Source organism: Kitasatospora sp. NPDC001540 (assembly GCF_042894345.1).
GTDB lineage: Bacteria > Actinomycetota > Actinomycetes > Streptomycetales > Streptomycetaceae > Kitasatospora > Kitasatospora phosalacinea_C.
Map to the genome: position 1 here is coordinate 15,402 of NZ_JBIAVO010000001.1, position 15,340 is coordinate 30,741.

The following is a 15,340-nucleotide window of genomic DNA, read 5'->3' on the forward strand; positions in this document are numbered from 1 at the left end:
GGAATGTCGGCGGGCCGTCGCACGCTGGACAGATCAGGTCCGAAAGCATTCCGAGACGACGAGACGGAACGGGGATGGGTGCGCCGTGCGTGATCCCAAGGAGCTGTACGAGCTGGAACCGCAGGGTGTGACCGCCCTGGCGGCGGCTCGCGCCGCCGCCGAGGCCGGTACCGGCCTGGTGCTGCTCTACCACTTCGAGGGCTTCATGGATGCCGGCGAAGCGGGCGGCCAGGTCGTCGCGCACCTGCTGGAGCAGGGATCCCCGCAGGTGGTGGCCCGCTTCGACCACGACCGCCTGGTCGACTACCGGGCCCGCCGCCCCGCGATGACCTTCGACCGCGAGAGCTGGACGGACTACGACCCGCCGGAGATCCTGCTCCAGCTGGTGCGCGACGCGGTGGGCGCGCCCTTCCTGGTGCTCACGGGCCCCGAGCCGGACACCGAGTGGGAGCTGTTCGCGGCCGCCGTCGCCGACCTGGTCGAGCGCTTCGAGATCCGGCTCGCGCTCTCCTTCCACGGCATCCCGATGGGCGTCCCGCACACCCGACCGGTCGGCCTCACCCCGCACGGCAACCGGGTCGACCTGGCTGCGGGCCACCCCAAGTGGTTCGACCAGGCGCAGGTGCCCGGCAGCGCCCAGGCACTGGTCGAGTACCGGCTCGGCGAGGCGGGGCACGACGTGCTGGGCTTCGCCGCCCACGTCCCGCACTACATCGCCCGCTCCTCCTACCCGGCCGCGGCGGTGGCGATCCTGGAAGCCGTCCAGTCCGCGACCGGCCTGGTCCTGCCCGGCAGCGAGCTGCGGGCCCGGGTCAACGAGGTCTACGCCGAGATCGAGGACCAGCTCTCCCAGGGCGACGGCGAGCTGCGCTCGGCGATCCAGGGCATGGAGGGCCAGTACGACGCGGTCTCCGGCGCGGTCGACCGGGAGAGCCTGCTCGCCGAGGCCAGTGACCTCCCCTCGGCCGACGAGCTCGGCCGCAGGTTCGAGGAGTTCCTGGCCGAGCACGAGCGCGGCGCCGAGTAGGTGCGCCGCAGGCTGTCGACCGCCGCGGCGGTCCTGGTGGGGGCGGCCCTGATCGGCAGCGCGGGGTGCAGCGCGGAAAAGGCCTCTCCGTCGCCGGAGCCCGAACGGGTCTCCCCGACGCCCTCCGCCACCCCGGTCACCGGCCCGTACGTCGCCCTCGGGGACTCCTACACCTCGGGCCTGCGGATCCCGCCCCAGACCGGCTCCCCGCAGGGCTGCGGCCGCTCCGGCGCCAACTACCCGTCGCTGGTGGCCCGGCAGCTCGGCCTCAAGGAGTTCACCGACGTCAGCTGCAGCGGCGCCCGCACCGGTGACCTGACGGCCGCCCAGCAGACCGACGACGGGACCAACCCGCCGCAGTTGGACGCGATCGGCGCGGCCACCCGGCTGGTGACGCTCGGGATCGGCGGCAACGACGCGGGCTTCCTCGACGTGCTGGGCCGATGCGCGATCGAGAACGTCCGGCACGGCCTGACCGGCCGGGGCGACGAGGCGCCCTGCCGGGCGTACTACACGACCGGTGCCGGGCGCGGTGAGGTCCAGCGGAAGATGACGACCACCGGGGAACGGCTCACCGCGGTCCTCGCCGAGATCAAACGGCGGGCCCCGCAGGCCGAGGTGCTGCTCGTCGGGTACCCGGCCCTGCTGCCGCAGGACCCGGGCCGCTGCGCCGAAACCCTGGGCGACGGGATCGCCGGGGCCGACGTCGGCTTCGTCGCCGAGCAGGAACGGCAGTTGAACGGCCTGCTCCGGGAGCGGGCCGAAGCCGCCGGGGCGGCGTTCGTCGACACCTACTCCCCCTCCACCGGCCACGACATGTGCGAGGCCGCGGGCACCCGGTGGATAGAGCCCCTCGCCGCCGAGCGGGGGCTGGCGCCGATCCACCCGAACGCCCAGGGCCAGCAGGGCATGGCCGCCGCCGTCCTGGCCGCGCTCCGGCAGCAGCACTGACCTCGCCCCCGTCGGCGGGACGTCGGGGGCGAGGTCGGTCAGGCGGGCCGGGCGGTCGCAACGGCCGGGCCGGTCCGGCGGTCGCAACGGGCCGGGCGGGTGGTCGGGCACCCGCTCCCGGTCAGGCGGCGCGGGCCGTGTGGACGGTGATCCGGACGTCCTCGTCGTCCAGGCACTCCCCGGTGAGCAGGTCGAAGCGCTGCTTGAGCAGGGGCGAGGCCACGTAGACCCGGCCGTCCGGGGTGGAGCCGATCAGGCCCCGGGAGAGGACGTACGCGCCGGTGAACGGGTCGCGGTTGTCGACGGCGTAGAGGCGGTCGTTGCCGTCCCGGAACACGGCGGCCTGGCGGCCGTCCGGCAGCAGCACGGCGACGCCGCGGCCGGGGACCAGCAGGTCCCAGTCGCAGACCGGGGACCAGCCGGCGGGGGAGAGCAGTTCGACCCGGGTGGCAGAGGCGGTGATGGTCATCGGGCTTCCTCCAGGATGCGGGCGGTCGGGAACGGGGCGTTGTCGGGGTCGAGGGCGGCGAGCAGTTGCTCCTCGGTGGCCAGCACCACCAGGTCGGGCTTGACCTGGTCGCGCTCGGGCACGAAGCGGATGCTCGGGTCGGGCACCCCGGGGGCGTTGACGAAGGAGACGAACCGGCGCATCCGTTCCGGGTCGGCCAGGGTCGCCGCCCACTCGTCCTGGTAGTCGCCGATGTGGCGGGCCATCAGGGCCTCCAGCTCCTCGGCGATGCCCAGCGAGTCCTCGACCACCACCTCGCGGACGTGGTCCAGGCCACCCTCGATCCGCTCCAGCCAGGTGGAGGTGCGCTCCAGCCGGTCGGCGGTGCGGATGTAGAACATCAGGAAGCGGTCGATCAGGCGGACCAACTGCTCGTCGTCCAGGTCCTGGGCCAGCAGGTCGGCGTGCCGCGGGGTGGCGCCGCCGTTGCCGCCGACGTACAGGTTCCAGCCGTTGGTGGTGGCGATGACGCCGAAGTCCTTGCCACGGGCCTCGGCGCACTCGCGGGCGCAGCCGGAGACCGCGGACTTGAGCTTGTGCGGCGAGCGCAGGCCGCGGTAGCGCAGCTCCAGTTGGATCGCCATGGCGACCGAGTCCTGCACGCCGTAGCGGCACCAGGTGGAGCCGACGCAGGACTTCACGGTGCGCAGGGACTTCCCGTACGCGTGGCCGGACTCGAAGCCCGCCGCGACCAGTCGGCTCCAGATCATCGGCAGCTGGTCGACGCTGGCGCCGAACAGGTCGATCCGCTGACCGCCGGTGATCTTGGTGTAGAGACCGAACTCCTTGGCCACCTCACCGATCACGATCAGCTTGTCCGGGGTGATCTCGCCGCCGGGGATGCGCGGCACCACCGAGTAGGAGCCGTTCTTCTGCAGGTTCGCCAGGAAGTGGTCGTTGGTGTCCTGCAGGGCGCTCTGCTCGCCGTCCAGGATGTGCCCGGAGGTCTCCAGTTCGGGCGCCAGCGAGGCGATGATCGAGGCGACCGTCGGCTTGCAGACCTCGCAGCCCTCGGAGCCCTCCGGCGCCCGGCCGTGCTCGGCGAGCAGTTGGCGGTGCGTGGGGATCCGCTTGACCAGGACGATCTCGTAGAGCTCGGCGCGGGTGTGGGCGAAGCACGGGCACAGGCCCCGGTCGACCTCAACGCCGCCGGCCTCCAGCTCGTCCGCGACGATCGTGCCGAGCAGCTTCACGCAGGAGCCGCAGTTGGTGCCCGCCCGGGTGCACTTCTTCACCTCGGGGACGGTGGTGCACTGGTGGTCGGTGACGGCCGCCCGGATCGTGCCCTTGGTGACGTTGTTGCAGCTGCAGACCACCGCCTCGTCGGGCAGCGCGGAACTGCCGAGCGAGACCGCGGTGTCCGCACCGGCCGGCAGGACCAGCGACTCGGCGGGGACGGGCAGCGGCCGACCGGTGCCCGCCAGCGGGCGGAGCGTGGCGTAGGCCGAGGCGTCGCCGACCAGGATGCCGCCGAGCAGCGCCCCCTCAGCGGTGACGACCAGCTTCTTGTAGACGCCGGAACGCGAGTCGGAGTAGACCACGTCGAGCGAGCCGGGCGTGCGGCCGAAGGCGTCGCCGAAGCTGGCCACGTCGACGCCGAGCAGCTTGAGCTTGGTGGAGAGGTCCGCGCCGGTGAACGGCTGCGCGGCCTGCTCGGCGAGCTGCCGGGCCACCGAGACGGCCATCTCGTAGCCGGGGGCGACCAGTCCGTACACCCGGCCGTCCACCGCGAGGGCGCACTCGCCGATGGCGAAGACGTGCGGGTCGGAGGTGCGGCAGTGCTCGTCGATCGCGATGCCGCCGCGCTCACCGACCGTCAGTCCGGCCTCGCGGGCCAGCTGGTCGCGAGGGCGGACACCGGCGGAGAACACCACCAGGTCGGTCGCCAGCTCGGAGTCGTCGGTGAAGGACATGCCGACCGCGCGCCCCTCGGCGACGGTGATCGCCTTGGTGCCGACGCCGGTGTGCACCACCACGCCCATCGACTCGATGGTCCGCCGCAGCGCGGCGCCGCCGGCGTCGTCGACCTGGACGGGCATCAGCCGCGGCGCGAACTCGACCACGTGGGTCTCCAGGCCCAGGCCCCTCAGCGCACCGGCGGCCTCCAGCCCGAGCAGGCCGCCGCCGACCACCGCGCCGACCCGGGCCCCGGCCGCGTACGCCTCGATCGCCTGCAGGTCCTCGATGGTGCGGTAGACGAAGCAGCCCTCGGCGTCCCGGCCGTCCACCGGCGGGACGAAGGGGTAGGAGCCGGTGGCCAGCACCAGGGTGTCGTAGGAGAGGGTGTGCCCGGCGGCCGTGGTGACGGTCCGGGCCGCCGGGTCGAGTGAGACGGCGGGGGAGGAGAGGTGCACCTCGAACCCGTGCCGATCGGTGAAGCCCTCTTCGGCGAGCAGCAGGTCGTCCGCGCTCCGGCCGGAGAAGTAGGAGGTCAGGCCGACCCGGTCGTAGGCGGGCCGGGGCTCCTCGGCGAGGACGACGACCCGGTAGCGGGCAGCGGCACCGGTGTCGGCCAGGGCCTCCAGGAAGCGGTGGCCGACCATGCCGTAGCCGACCAGGAGCAGTGTGGGCTTGGTGGTGGTCATCGGGAAGTCCCTCCGAGGTCGTGCTCCGGACGGTGGGCGGTCGGAGCTGGCCGGGCGCCGCCGGATCGCCGTCGCTCCGGGACGCAGCGCGCCTCCGGTCCCGCCGGAGGCCCCGACCGGGGGCGGCCCTCTGGCGGTCCGCGACCCGGTCGCTGTCGTGGTACCGAGCATGCTCGGAGGGTGTTTCCCGACCGGGGCCGCCCTGTTTCCCCGTCGGAACTTCGGCCTCAGCAGCGCCGGGCGGCGGTTGTGAGAGCGGCCGCACCCCGCCGCGCCCCCATTACCAGGCGGCGGCCCCGTACGGGGCCGGACCACCGATCCGGAACGGGATTCGAGGAGAAGTCGGTACGAGGGGGTACCCGGGTGCGTACCCTGCACGCAGGGGAGCGGATTCGAAGATCCGGTCCGCGTCCGGCCGGGAGCTGGCATGACAACAGACGTGCAGGCGAGGGGCCGTGCAGCCCACTCCGCGGTGCTGCGCGAACTCCTGCTGCTCTGGGACGAGGCCCGCCGGGCCGGCGGCCGGGAGGTCACCCAGAAGCGGCTGGCCAGGATCGGCGGCATCGGCCCGTCCACCCTGCACGGCTGGCTGTCCGGACGTTCGGTGCCCCGCGAGGTGGACCGACTCACCGCCGTGGCGGGGGAGTTGGCCCGGGCCGCGGGCCGACCGGCGCGACCTGCCTCCTACTGGGCCGCCCTGCTGGAGGCCGACCGCCTCCGGGCCCCACTCCCCCGGCAGCGGGCCGACGGCGGGGCGGGCGGGTCCGCCCCGGCCGGGCCGTGTCCGTCCGTCCGGCGGTCGGCAGCCGCCAGGGGAACGACGGTCGTCCGGAGCACGCCGGTGGTCCGGGCCGGGGACGGCACGGGCCGCCGGGTCCGGTCGGCGGCGGTGGTCGCCACCAGCGGCACCCGGCGCGCCGCGGGCGGCGGCCCCGGACCGGCCGGGGCACGGCTGGTGAACCGCTACCGCTCGGCGCCGCCCGCCGCCAGGGCCGTCGTCGACGCCGCGCTGGACGCGGTGCGCCTCGGCCACCGCCCCGTCCTGCCCGCGGCACTGCTGGCGGCGTCCGCCCCGCACTACCTGACCTCGGGGGAGCGCAACGCCCTCCGTCCCGGCTGGGTCGCCGACGGACTGGAGTACCTGCGCAGGGCCGTCCCCGGGACGGGCGCCCTGCTGACCACCGGGGACCCGGCGGGCGACCCGGCCGGGAGCGACCGGGCCGTGCTCGACCGACCGCCGCGCGGCGCCGCGGCACCCCGCGGCGCGGAGGCGACCCGGCCGACGGGCGGCCAACAGGTGCGGCTCGCCGAGGCCCTGGTGCGGCAGTTGCGCCCGGAACGGGAGGGGCGCACGATCCCGGCCGGGCTGTGGGAGTGCCTGGCCCGGTACGCCCACCCCGCCGACCGGTCCGCCCTCGCGCGGTCGGCGGCGACCCGGGGCCTCACCCGGATCGCGGTCGGGCTCTGCGCCTCCGCCGCCGAGGCGGGGGACCCCGCCGCGCTGTCGGTCGGCGCCGCCCTGCTCGCCGAAGCGGGCCGCACCGCCGAGGCCGCCGACTGGTACGACGCGGCCGCCGACCGGGGCGTGCCGGGGGCCGCGGTGCGGGCGGCCGAACTGCTGGAACGGGACGGCAGGTTCGAGCAGGCCGTCGACCGGTACGACCGCGCCGCCCAGGTCGGGGACACCGACGCCCACTGCCGGGCCGCCGAACTCCTCGGCCGCCACGGCGAGACCGCACCGGCACTGCACCGCTTCGCGGCGGCCGCCCGGGCCGGCCACCCCACCGCCCTGCACCGGGCCGGGCGCCTGCTGGCCGGACTCGGCCGCGCCGAGGAAGCGCTGGAGTGGTTCGAACGGGCCGTGGCCGACGGGCACTCCGAGGCCGCCGTCGACTGCGCCAGGCTCTGCGCCGCCGTCGGCCGGACCGACGAGGCGGCCGCCTGGTGGGAACGGGCCTGGGCCCGGGGAGCGGTGGCCGGCGTCCACGAGGCGGCCGGGATGCTGGAGGCCGCCGGTCGGATCGACGAAGCCGCCGCCTGGTACGAACGCGCCGCGGCCCACGGGGACGAGACCGCCTGGCACGAGGCCGCGGCCCTGCTCGCCGGGCACGGCCAGTACGGCAACCTGCCCTGGTACGCGCACATCGGCGACCCGCGGGCGCTGCGCGAACGCGCCGAGCAGTGCGAGCGGGACGGGGACCCGGACGGGGCGCTGGAGTGGTACCGGAAGGCGGCCGAGGCGGGCTGCGAGACCTCCCGGTTCCAAGCCGCCGACCTGCTGGAGCGGCACGGCGACACCGTCGGCGCCGTTCACTGGTACGAGCTCGCCGCCGCCCACGGCGACGTCTACGCGATGCGTGAACTCGGCCGCCTGCTGAGCGGACTGGGCCGCTCCCGGGAGTCCGTCGGCTGGTACCGGGCCGCGGCCGCGGCGGGCGACCGGCACGCCCTGCCCACCGCCGTCCGGAGCGCCGCCCCGCTCGCGCCGAACCTCGAGCGGTGGGCCCCGCAGGCCCCCGCCCTGCGGGCCGCGCACCCCGTACCGGCCGCCCGCGCCCGCGACGAGGAGCGGGCCCACCGAGCCGCCGCCACGGCCACCAACACGGCCGCCGCCACCGCCGTCGCTCCGGCCGACCGCCCCGGGCCCGCACTGCTGGACGAGGCGGTGGACCTGCTCAAGGAGGCCGGTCGGTTCTTCGAGGCGGGTCTGCTGCTGCGCTCCACCGACAGCCCGGAGCGGGAGCGGCTGCGCGAGGCGTCCCGGATGCTGTCCGGATCGACCTGCGGGGACGGGGCCATCGCCTGGGTGCAGCGGTTCGCCGACAGCGGCGACCGGCGGGCCGTCCAGGAGGCCGCCGAGATGCTGGAGAGCCGGGGCCGGATCGACGACGCACTCGCCTGGTACGGGAGGGCGGCGGACCAGGGCGACCGGGGCGCCCTGCTCGCCGCGGCCCGGATGCTCGCCGAGCGCCGCCAGCCGCAGCGCGCCCTGGAGTGGTACCGGCGGGCCGCCGACGCGGGCGACCCGCTCGCCCACCGCGAAGCGCTGATGCTCCTCCAGGAGCACGAGGGCGAAGGCCGGACCGTCCTGTCCGGCGCACCCACCGCGGCGGGCGAACTGCGCAGCAACGGCTGGGAGCCGGACGCGCTCCCCGCCGCACCCTGGTCGGCCGCCCCGCCCGGCGCGCCCACCGGGGGCGAACCGTCCGGAGCCGAGACCGCCGGTCCCGCAGGCCCTGTCGAGCCGGTCGCGCCCCTCGACCCCGCCGCGTCCGGGCCGCCCGGGACCGCACAGGTGCGTCGTCCGCAGGTCCCCCGGCAGCCCGGCGCCCCCGGCCGTACGCAGCCCTGACCCGTACGCGGGCTCCGCTTCGTGCGAAACCCCGCCCCGTGCGGAGCCCCGAGTCGCTCGGCCCGGCCCGTTCGGCCCTGGCCCGTTCGACCCCGGCCCGACGGACCGTGCGCCACCGGCGGGACGCGGCCGGGCCGCTCACCTCCGCGGGACGGTCGGGTGAGAGCCGGGTAACCGCCCGTGACGGGTGGGCAACCGGGCCGAAACAGGCGTCCGGCAAGGTGATGGCATGACCACCACTTCGCTCCCCGGCCGCCTCGCCCCGCTGCGGGTGCTGCACGCGGCCCGCCGCCCGGCCCTGGTGCTGGTGGCGCACGGCTCGCACGACCCGGCCGCGTCCGCCGAGCTCTCCCGGCTGCACGCCCGGTTGCGGCGGTCCCGACCGGAGCTGGACATCCGGCTCGGGCACCTCGGTCTGAACGACCCGCTGCTGCCCGGGGTGCTGGACGAGTTGAGCGGCCGGGTGGTCCTGGTGCCGTTGCTGCTCGGACGGGGTTACCACAGCAAGGTGGACATCCCCCGGACGCTGTCCGCCGCCCCGCACCTGGCGGGGGAGTGCGCCCCGCCGCTGGGCCCCGACCCGCTGCTCACCGAGGCGCTGGCCGACCGCCTGGTGTCGGCCGGTTGGCGGGGCGAGCCCGTGGTCCTCGCCGCCTCCGGCTCCCGCGACCGGGACGCCGCCGAGGACAGCGGGACGCAGGCCGACCTGCTGGCGGCCAGGTTGGGCGTCACCGTCCGGCCGGGGTACGTGACGGCGAACGGCCCGAGCGTGGCCGCCCGGGTCGCCGAACTCACCGCCGAGGGTCACGCGCGGGTCGCCGTCGCCTCCTACTTCACCGCACCGGGCGACTTCGCCCGCCTGGCCGCGGCAGCGGGCGCCGCACTGACCTCCGCCCCGCTCGGCGACCACCCCGCCCTGGCCCGGCTGGTCCTGGAGCGGTACCAGTCCTGCCTCTCCCGGGCCGTACGCCTGGTCGGCTGACCCCCGGTCACGCCACACCCCGCGCCCGCGCCCCGCCGACGGCCCGCGCCCCGCCGACCGCCCGGCCCCGCTGAACCCCCGCCCCCGCCGTCAGCGGCACGCCGCGGTCGCCACCGGCACGTCGCTCCCGCACACCGGTCCGCGGCGCTCGGTGGGCAGGTCGCGGACGCGGCGCATCGGCGAGCACCAGAGGATCAGGGCGGCCAGCGGCACCCCGACGGTCATCAGCCACATCGCGGGCCGCACGCCGAGCTGGGTGCCGAGGACGCCGGCCAGCAGCGCGCCGACCGGGATGGACCCGAAGTTGAGCACCGCACTGCTGGCGGAGAGCCGGCCGAGCAGCTCCGGCGGGCAGTAGCGCTGCTGGAAGGTCGACTTGATGACGTTCCCGGCGACGACCCCGCAGGAGGCGCCGAACCCGCCGAGCAGGTACCAGACCAGCCCGACGCCGCGACCGGTCAGCGGGATCAGGACGGTCAGCGCGGGCAGGAGGAGCTCCAGCAGCAGCATCGCCCGCGAGGTGCCGAGCCGGGCGGCGATCCGGCGGGCGACGGCCGCCCCGAGGATGCCGCCGGTGGAGGCGAGCGCGACCAGCAGGCCGACGGTGCCCTCGCCGACGCCGACCTCGCGGATCAGGAAGACCACCAGCAGCGACTGGTAGCCCGTCAGGACCAGGTTGGACGCGGCGCCGAACAGCGCGAAGGTGCGGAACCAGACGTCGGAGGCGAGCAGCCGCAACCCCTCGCCGATCTCCCGCCCCAGCGCCCGGCGGGGCTGCTGCTCGCGGCCGGTCTCGCGGTGCCCGATCCGGGTGGTGCACCAGAGCGAGAGCAGGAACGTCGCGGTGTTGGCCAGCAGCCCGTTGACCGGCCCGGCCAGTTGGGCGATCAGGCCGCCGCTGCCCAGCCCGGCGATGCCCGCGGCGGAGGCGCTGCCGTGCAGCTTGGCGTTGCCCTCGGGCTGGTCGGCGGGTTCGAGCAGTTGCGGCAGGTACGCGGTGTACGCGGTCTGGAAGAACACCCCGGCCGCCCCGGCGAGCAGGGCGACGGCCAGCAGGTGCCACAGCGTCAGCACCCCGGCCAGCGCGGCCAGCGGCACGGTGGCGTACAGCAGCAGCGAGACGGCGGTCGCGGTGAGCATGATCGGGCGGCAGCGCAGCCGGTCCACCCACACCCCGGCCGGCAGGCCGATCAGCAGCCAGGGCAGCCAGCCCGCGGCGCCGAGCAGTCCGACCTGGAAGGTGCTCGCGTGCAGGGTGCTGACCGCGATCAGCGGCAGGGCCAGGCCGGTGACCGCGGAGCCGTACTTGTTCGCGGTCTCGCCGATCCACAGCATCCGGAAGTCGCGGTGCCGCCGCAGCAGCCCGGCGGGGGCGGCCGCGGGGGCGGCCGCGGGGGCAGCGGTGGTGGCGGTGCGGCCGGGGCGGGGGAGGGGTGCGGTCATGGCTGGTCGGGGTCCTTTCGGGGCAGTGCCTGGATCTGGACGATGACCGGTCGCGCCGCCGGGTCGGGGGCGGCGTCCGGGTCGGGGGTGTGGCGGGCCACCACGGCGGCCAGCTCGTCGATCAGGGCCTGGAGCTGGGCGGGCGTCAGCCGGAGGTTGCTCCAGTCGGCGACGGAGCCGGTGCCGTGCCACTCGCCCGGCCAGTCGGCGGCCATCGAGTCGGCGACCCGCTGGTACTGCCGCCGCAGGTTCTCGGCCTGGTAGACCGAGAGCGCGGCGCGGGCGGCCGGGTCCTGGTCGAAGTCGGTGGCGGCCAGCACGATGGCGCCGCGCACGGCGCGCCACCAGCGTTCCCGCTTGGTGCCGCGACCGGACTCCTCCTCGATGAAGCCGTGCTCGGCGAGGTGCCGCAGGTGCCAGCTGACGGTGCCGGTGGACTCGCCGGTCCGCTCGGAGAGCCGGGCGGAGGTGGCGGGCCCGTTCAGCCGCAGCTCGTCCAGCAGCCGCATCCGCAGCGGATGGGCGAGCCCGCGCAGCGAACCGGCGTCCAGCCTCCGGCGCGGCGGCTCGTCGGACAGTGGCGCGTCGGACGGCGGCTCGTCGGACAGCGGAGCGGGGTCTTCGGGGCGGTGCTCGTTCATGGACCCACCCTATGATGCAGAGGAGTCTCTGCATAGAGGTCTCTGCAGAGGATCGTCGGCATTTTCGGGAGCGACCGGCCACTCCCCAACTCCCGCGCGTTGTGGGAGAGTCCGCCCATGAACCGGCTGGCCGCCCCCCTGCGCTTCCTCACGGAACTGATCGCCTGGGTGGCCGCGCCCTGGGCGCTCGCCCCGCACTCGATCCCGCTGGCCGTCCTCGCCGACCTGCTGCTGATCGGCCTGCCCACGGTCTTCGCGACCCCGGGCGACAAGCAGCAGGTGCTGGTGGCGGTGCCCGGGTGGGCCACCGTCGGCCTGGTGCTGCTGCAACTCGCCGCCGCGGTCGTCGCGACCTGGTGCGCGTGGCCGACCTGGGCGGCGGTGCTCGCCTGCGTCCTCGCCGCCGCCTGCCTGGTGACCGAGCGGCCGCGCTGGCGCCGCCTGCTCGCCGCCCCGCGTTCGCGTGCCGCGTGACCGGATGTCCGCCGTCCGGCGTACGGTGACTGGCATATGAAGAACACGGCTCCGTACGATCCGCAGTCCGAGGCGCGCTGGGTGCCCGAGCCCGACAAGCGGCCCGGCCGCACCGCCTTCCAGCGCGACCGCGCCCGGGTGCTGCACTCCGCCGCGCTGCGCCGGCTGGCGGGGACGACCCAGGTGGTCGCGCCGATGCGCAGGGACTTCCCGCGGACGAGGCTGACGCACTCGCTGGAGTGCGCGCAGGTCGGCCGGGAGCTGGGCGCGGCGCTCGGCTGCGACCCGGACCTGGTGGAGACCGCCTGCCTGGCCCACGACATCGGCCACCCGCCGTTCGGCCACACCGGCGAGGAGGCGCTCGACCAGGCCGCCGAGGCCTGCGGCGGCTTCGAGGGCAACGCCCAGTCGCTGCGCATCCTGACCAGGCTGGAGCCCAAGCGCTTCGCCCCGCCGGACGAGCCGGAGGTCCGGCTCGCCCCGTGGCCCGGCCGCAGCGTCGGCCTGAACCTGACCCGCGCCGCGCTGGACGCCGCGACCAAGTACCCGTGGGCCCGCGGGCAGCACCCCGTCGACCCCGGCTCCACCAAGTACGGCGTGTACGGGGACGACCTGCCGGTGTTCCGCTGGATGCGCACCGGCGCGCCCGACGGCCGCAAGTGCTTCGAGGCCACGGTGATGGACTGGTCGGACGACGTCGCCTACTCCACCCACGACGTGGAGGACGGCCTGCAGGCCGGCCACATCGACCCGGCCGCGCTGCGCTCCCCGGAGGAGCGGGCCGAGCTGTTCAAGACCGCCGAGCGGTTCGCCGCGGCCGACCCGGAGGAGTTCGGCGAGGCCCTGGACCGGCTGCAGGCCGAGGACTGGTGGCCGGTCGGCTACGACGGCACCGCCCGCGCCCGGGCCGGGCTGAAGGACCTCACCAGCCAGCTGATCGGCCGCTTCTGCCTGGCCGCCGAGCAGGCCACCCGGGCCCGCTACGGCCCCGGCCCGCTCACCCGGTACACCGCCGAGCTGGTCGTCCCGCGCGGCGTCCGGCTGGAGTGCGCGGTGCTCAAGGCGGTCGCCGTCCGGTACGTGATGCAGCGCGACGAGCAGGCCCAACTCCGCTCCCGCCAGCGGGTGGTGATCGCCGAACTGGCCGACGCCCTGCTGAACGACGCCCCGCACCACCTGGACCCGGTGTTCGCCGCCCAGTACGAGGAGGCCGAGGACGGCCGCGCCGCGCTGCGCACCGTGATCGACCAGATCGCCACCCTCACCGACGCCTCCGCGCTCGCCCTGCACGCCAAGCTGGTCGGCTGACCCCGGGCCGCCCGGTCCCGCACCGGTCGGCGCCGGGACTGTCACACCCACTCCCGTAGACTTCCCCGGTGGCCGGTCGGATCAGGGACGAGGATGTGCAGGCGGTGCGTGCCGCCCTGCCGATCGACGCCGTGGTCGGGGACTACGTGCAGCTGGCGGCCGGGGGCGGCGCGCAGCTGAAGGGCGTCTGCCCGTTCCACGACGAGAAGTCGGCGTCCTTCTACGTGCACCCGGGCAAGGGCGTCTTCCACTGCTTCGGCTGCGGCGAGTCCGGCGACACGATCACCTTCCTGATGAAGATCGAGCACTGCTCGTTCGCGGAGGCGGTCGAGCGGATGGCCGCCCAGGCGGGCATCACCCTGCGCTACGAGGAGGGCGGCTACAGCCCGCGGCACCAGCAGGGCGAGCGGACCAGGCTGGTCGAGGCGCACAAGGTGGCCGCCGCCTGGTTCCAGGAGCAACTGGCCACGCCCGAGGCGGAGATCGGCCGCCGCTTCCTGGCCGAGCGGGGCTTCGACGAGGCCGCGGCCAAGCACTTCGGGGTGGGCTACGCCCCGGTCGGCTGGGAGCACCTGGTGCGCTTCCTGCGCGGCCGCGGCTTCACGGACAAGGAGATCTCGGTCGGCGGCCTGGCCTCGCAGGGCCAGCGCGGCGGCCTGATCGACCGCTTCCGGGGCCGCCTGGTCTGGCCGATCCGGGACAGCTCGGGCGACGTGGTGGGCTTCGGCGCGCGCCGCCTGCGCGAGGACGACAACGGCCCCAAGTACCTGAACACCCCCGAGACGCCGATCTACAAGAAGTCGAACGTCCTGTACGGCATCGACCTGGCCCGCAAGGAGATCGCCAAGTCCGGCCGGGCGGTGGTGGTCGAGGGCTACACCGACGTGATGGCCTGCCACCTGGCGGGCGTCACCACCGCGGTGGCCACCTGCGGCACCGCCTTCGGCGAGGACCACATCAAGATCATCCGTCGGCTGCTGATGGACACCACCTCCACCGCGGGGTACCGCGGCGAGACGGTCTTCACCTTCGACGGCGACGCCGCGGGCCAGAAGGCCGCCCTGCGCGCCTTCGAGGACGACCAGAAGTTCGCCGCCCGCACCTCCATCGCCATCACCCCCGGCGGCATGGACCCGTGCGAACTGCGCCTGGCGCAGGGCGACGAGGCGGTCCGCGCCCTGGTGGACAACCCCGTCCCGCTGTTCGAGTTCGCGCTCCGCTCGGCCGTCGCCCGGCACCGGGTGGACACCGCGGAGGGCCGGGCCGCCGCGCTGGAGGAGGCCGCCGGGATCATCGTCAAGATCAAGGACCGCTCGATCCAGCACGAGTACGCCGTCCAACTGGCCGGCATGGTCGGCATCCTGGACGAGCGCTTCGTGGTCAACCGGATCGCCCAGCTCGCCCGCTGGCAGCGCGAGAACCAGCAGAACGGCCAGCAGCGCACGCTGCGCCGCCCGGACGCCGCCCAGCCCGCCCGTCCGGCCCGCCCCGAGCGGCCCGCCTTCCGGCTCAACCCGCGCGACCCGGCCCAGTTCGTCGAGCGCGAACTGCTCAAGCTCGCCCTCCAGCACCCCGACCTCGTCAGCCCGGCCTTCGACCAGTACGGCGAGGACGAGTTCCCCACCCCGCCGTACCGCGCCGTCCGCCGCGCCATCGGCCAGGTCGGCGGCACCGCGTACGGCGCGGGCCTGCCCGACTTCACCGCCGCCGTCCGCGAGGCCAGCCCGGACGACCAGGTGCGGAGCCTGGTCACCGAGCTGACCGTCGAGCCGATCCGCTCCCGCCGCAAGGCCGACCAGGTGTACGCGGGGGAGTTCCTGGTCAAGCTGCGGCTGCAGGCCGTGGACCGCCGGATCGACGAGGTCCGCGCCCACCTGCGCCGCCTCGGCGACCGCGCCACCGCCGAGGAGCTGCACCCCGTCCAGAGCGAGCTGTGGGCCCTGCAGCAGTACGGCCAGCAGCTCCGCTCCCGCGGCGCCGCCGCGCTCTGACGATCGGTCAACCCGCCCCGCCCGCACGGCACCCGGTCCGCCGGGCGGTGCCGTTCGGCCACCTCGCGGCCGCCCGCA

Annotated in this window: 11 protein-coding genes; 7 read left to right on the forward strand and 4 right to left on the reverse strand. The window is 75.5% G+C overall.

What is annotated here, in order from left to right:
• The first annotated feature begins 85 nt into the window (after positions 1–85).
• On the forward strand, positions 86–1,027 hold the full coding sequence (locus ACFY00_RS00065) for a PAC2 family protein (RefSeq protein ID WP_388025497.1): 942 nt from the start codon (positions 86–88) through the stop codon (positions 1,025–1,027).
• On the forward strand, positions 1,028–1,978 hold the full coding sequence (locus ACFY00_RS00070; RefSeq protein WP_388025500.1) for an SGNH/GDSL hydrolase family protein: 951 nt from the start codon (positions 1,028–1,030) through the stop codon (positions 1,976–1,978).
• 121 nt (positions 1,979–2,099) lie between these two features.
• Here the strand turns inward: ACFY00_RS00070 and nirD are convergent, their stop codons facing one another.
• Both nirD and nirB read right to left on the reverse strand, forming a co-directional pair.
• Positions 2,100–2,447, reverse strand: a complete 348-nt coding sequence (gene nirD, locus ACFY00_RS00075) for a nitrite reductase small subunit NirD (RefSeq protein WP_388025503.1) — start codon at positions 2,445–2,447, stop codon at positions 2,100–2,102.
• Positions 2,444–5,071 carry a nitrite reductase large subunit NirB gene (gene nirB / locus ACFY00_RS00080; RefSeq protein ID WP_388025505.1) on the reverse strand — a complete coding sequence of 876 codons (2,628 nt, stop codon included), beginning with the start codon at positions 5,069–5,071 and terminating at the stop codon, positions 2,444–2,446. The genes nirD and nirB overlap by 4 nt, the downstream gene beginning before the upstream one ends.
• A 427-nt stretch (positions 5,072–5,498) precedes the next feature.
• Here nirB and ACFY00_RS00085 point away from each other — a divergent pair, with 427 nt between their 5' ends.
• Both ACFY00_RS00085 and ACFY00_RS00090 read left to right on the forward strand, forming a co-directional pair.
• Positions 5,499–8,423, forward strand: a complete 2,925-nt coding sequence (locus tag ACFY00_RS00085) for a hypothetical protein (RefSeq protein WP_388025508.1) — start codon at positions 5,499–5,501, stop codon at positions 8,421–8,423.
• A gap of 229 nt (positions 8,424–8,652) precedes the next feature.
• Positions 8,653–9,405, forward strand: a complete 753-nt coding sequence (locus tag ACFY00_RS00090) for a sirohydrochlorin chelatase (RefSeq protein ID WP_388025511.1) — start codon at positions 8,653–8,655, stop codon at positions 9,403–9,405.
• Between the two features lie 90 nt (positions 9,406–9,495).
• Here ACFY00_RS00090 and ACFY00_RS00095 read toward each other — a convergent pair whose 3' ends face one another.
• A complete protein-coding gene (locus ACFY00_RS00095; protein WP_388026546.1) occupies positions 9,496–10,740 on the reverse strand; it encodes an MFS transporter in 1,245 nt (414 codons plus the stop codon).
• A gap of 104 nt (positions 10,741–10,844) precedes the next feature.
• Positions 10,845–11,489: an ArsR/SmtB family transcription factor gene (locus tag ACFY00_RS00100; protein WP_388025514.1), complete on the reverse strand. Its 645-nt coding sequence runs from the start codon at positions 11,487–11,489 to the stop codon at positions 10,845–10,847.
• A 117-nt stretch (positions 11,490–11,606) separates the two neighbouring features.
• Between ACFY00_RS00100 and ACFY00_RS00105 the strand changes: the two genes are divergently transcribed.
• The 3 genes from ACFY00_RS00105 to dnaG all read left to right on the forward strand — a co-directional run bounded on the left by ACFY00_RS00105 (position 11,607) and on the right by dnaG (position 15,262).
• Positions 11,607–11,963 carry a hypothetical protein gene (locus ACFY00_RS00105; protein WP_388025516.1) on the forward strand — a complete coding sequence of 119 codons (357 nt, stop codon included), beginning with the start codon at positions 11,607–11,609 and terminating at the stop codon, positions 11,961–11,963.
• 36 nt (positions 11,964–11,999) lie between these two features.
• Entirely contained in the window at positions 12,000–13,271 is a 1,272-nt protein-coding gene (locus ACFY00_RS00110; protein ID WP_388025518.1) for a deoxyguanosinetriphosphate triphosphohydrolase, read from the forward strand.
• 68 nt (positions 13,272–13,339) lie between these two features.
• The gene (gene dnaG / locus ACFY00_RS00115) at positions 13,340–15,262 is read left to right on the forward strand and encodes a DNA primase (protein WP_388025521.1); all 1,923 of its coding nucleotides are present in this window, start codon (positions 13,340–13,342) and stop codon (positions 15,260–15,262) included.
• The last annotated feature ends 78 nt before the right edge of the window (positions 15,263–15,340 follow it).

Excerpts from the sequence above, each read along its gene's own strand:
- nirD (WP_388025503.1), bottom strand. The coding sequence starts at position 2,447 with ATGACCATCACCGCCTCTGCCACCCGGGTCGAACTGCTCTCCCCCGCC.
- nirB (WP_388025505.1), bottom strand. The coding sequence starts at position 5,071 with ATGACCACCACCAAGCCCACACTGCTCCTGGTCGGCTACGGCATGGTC.
- ACFY00_RS00085 (WP_388025508.1), top strand. The coding sequence starts at position 5,499 with ATGACAACAGACGTGCAGGCGAGGGGCCGTGCAGCCCACTCCGCGGTG.
- ACFY00_RS00090 (WP_388025511.1), top strand. The coding sequence starts at position 8,653 with ATGACCACCACTTCGCTCCCCGGCCGCCTCGCCCCGCTGCGGGTGCTG.
- ACFY00_RS00095 (WP_388026546.1), bottom strand. The coding sequence starts at position 10,740 with ATGCTGTGGATCGGCGAGACCGCGAACAAGTACGGCTCCGCGGTCACC.
- ACFY00_RS00100 (WP_388025514.1), bottom strand. The coding sequence starts at position 11,489 with ATGAACGAGCACCGCCCCGAAGACCCCGCTCCGCTGTCCGACGAGCCG.
- ACFY00_RS00105 (WP_388025516.1), top strand. The coding sequence starts at position 11,607 with ATGAACCGGCTGGCCGCCCCCCTGCGCTTCCTCACGGAACTGATCGCC.
- ACFY00_RS00110 (WP_388025518.1), top strand. The coding sequence starts at position 12,000 with ATGAAGAACACGGCTCCGTACGATCCGCAGTCCGAGGCGCGCTGGGTG.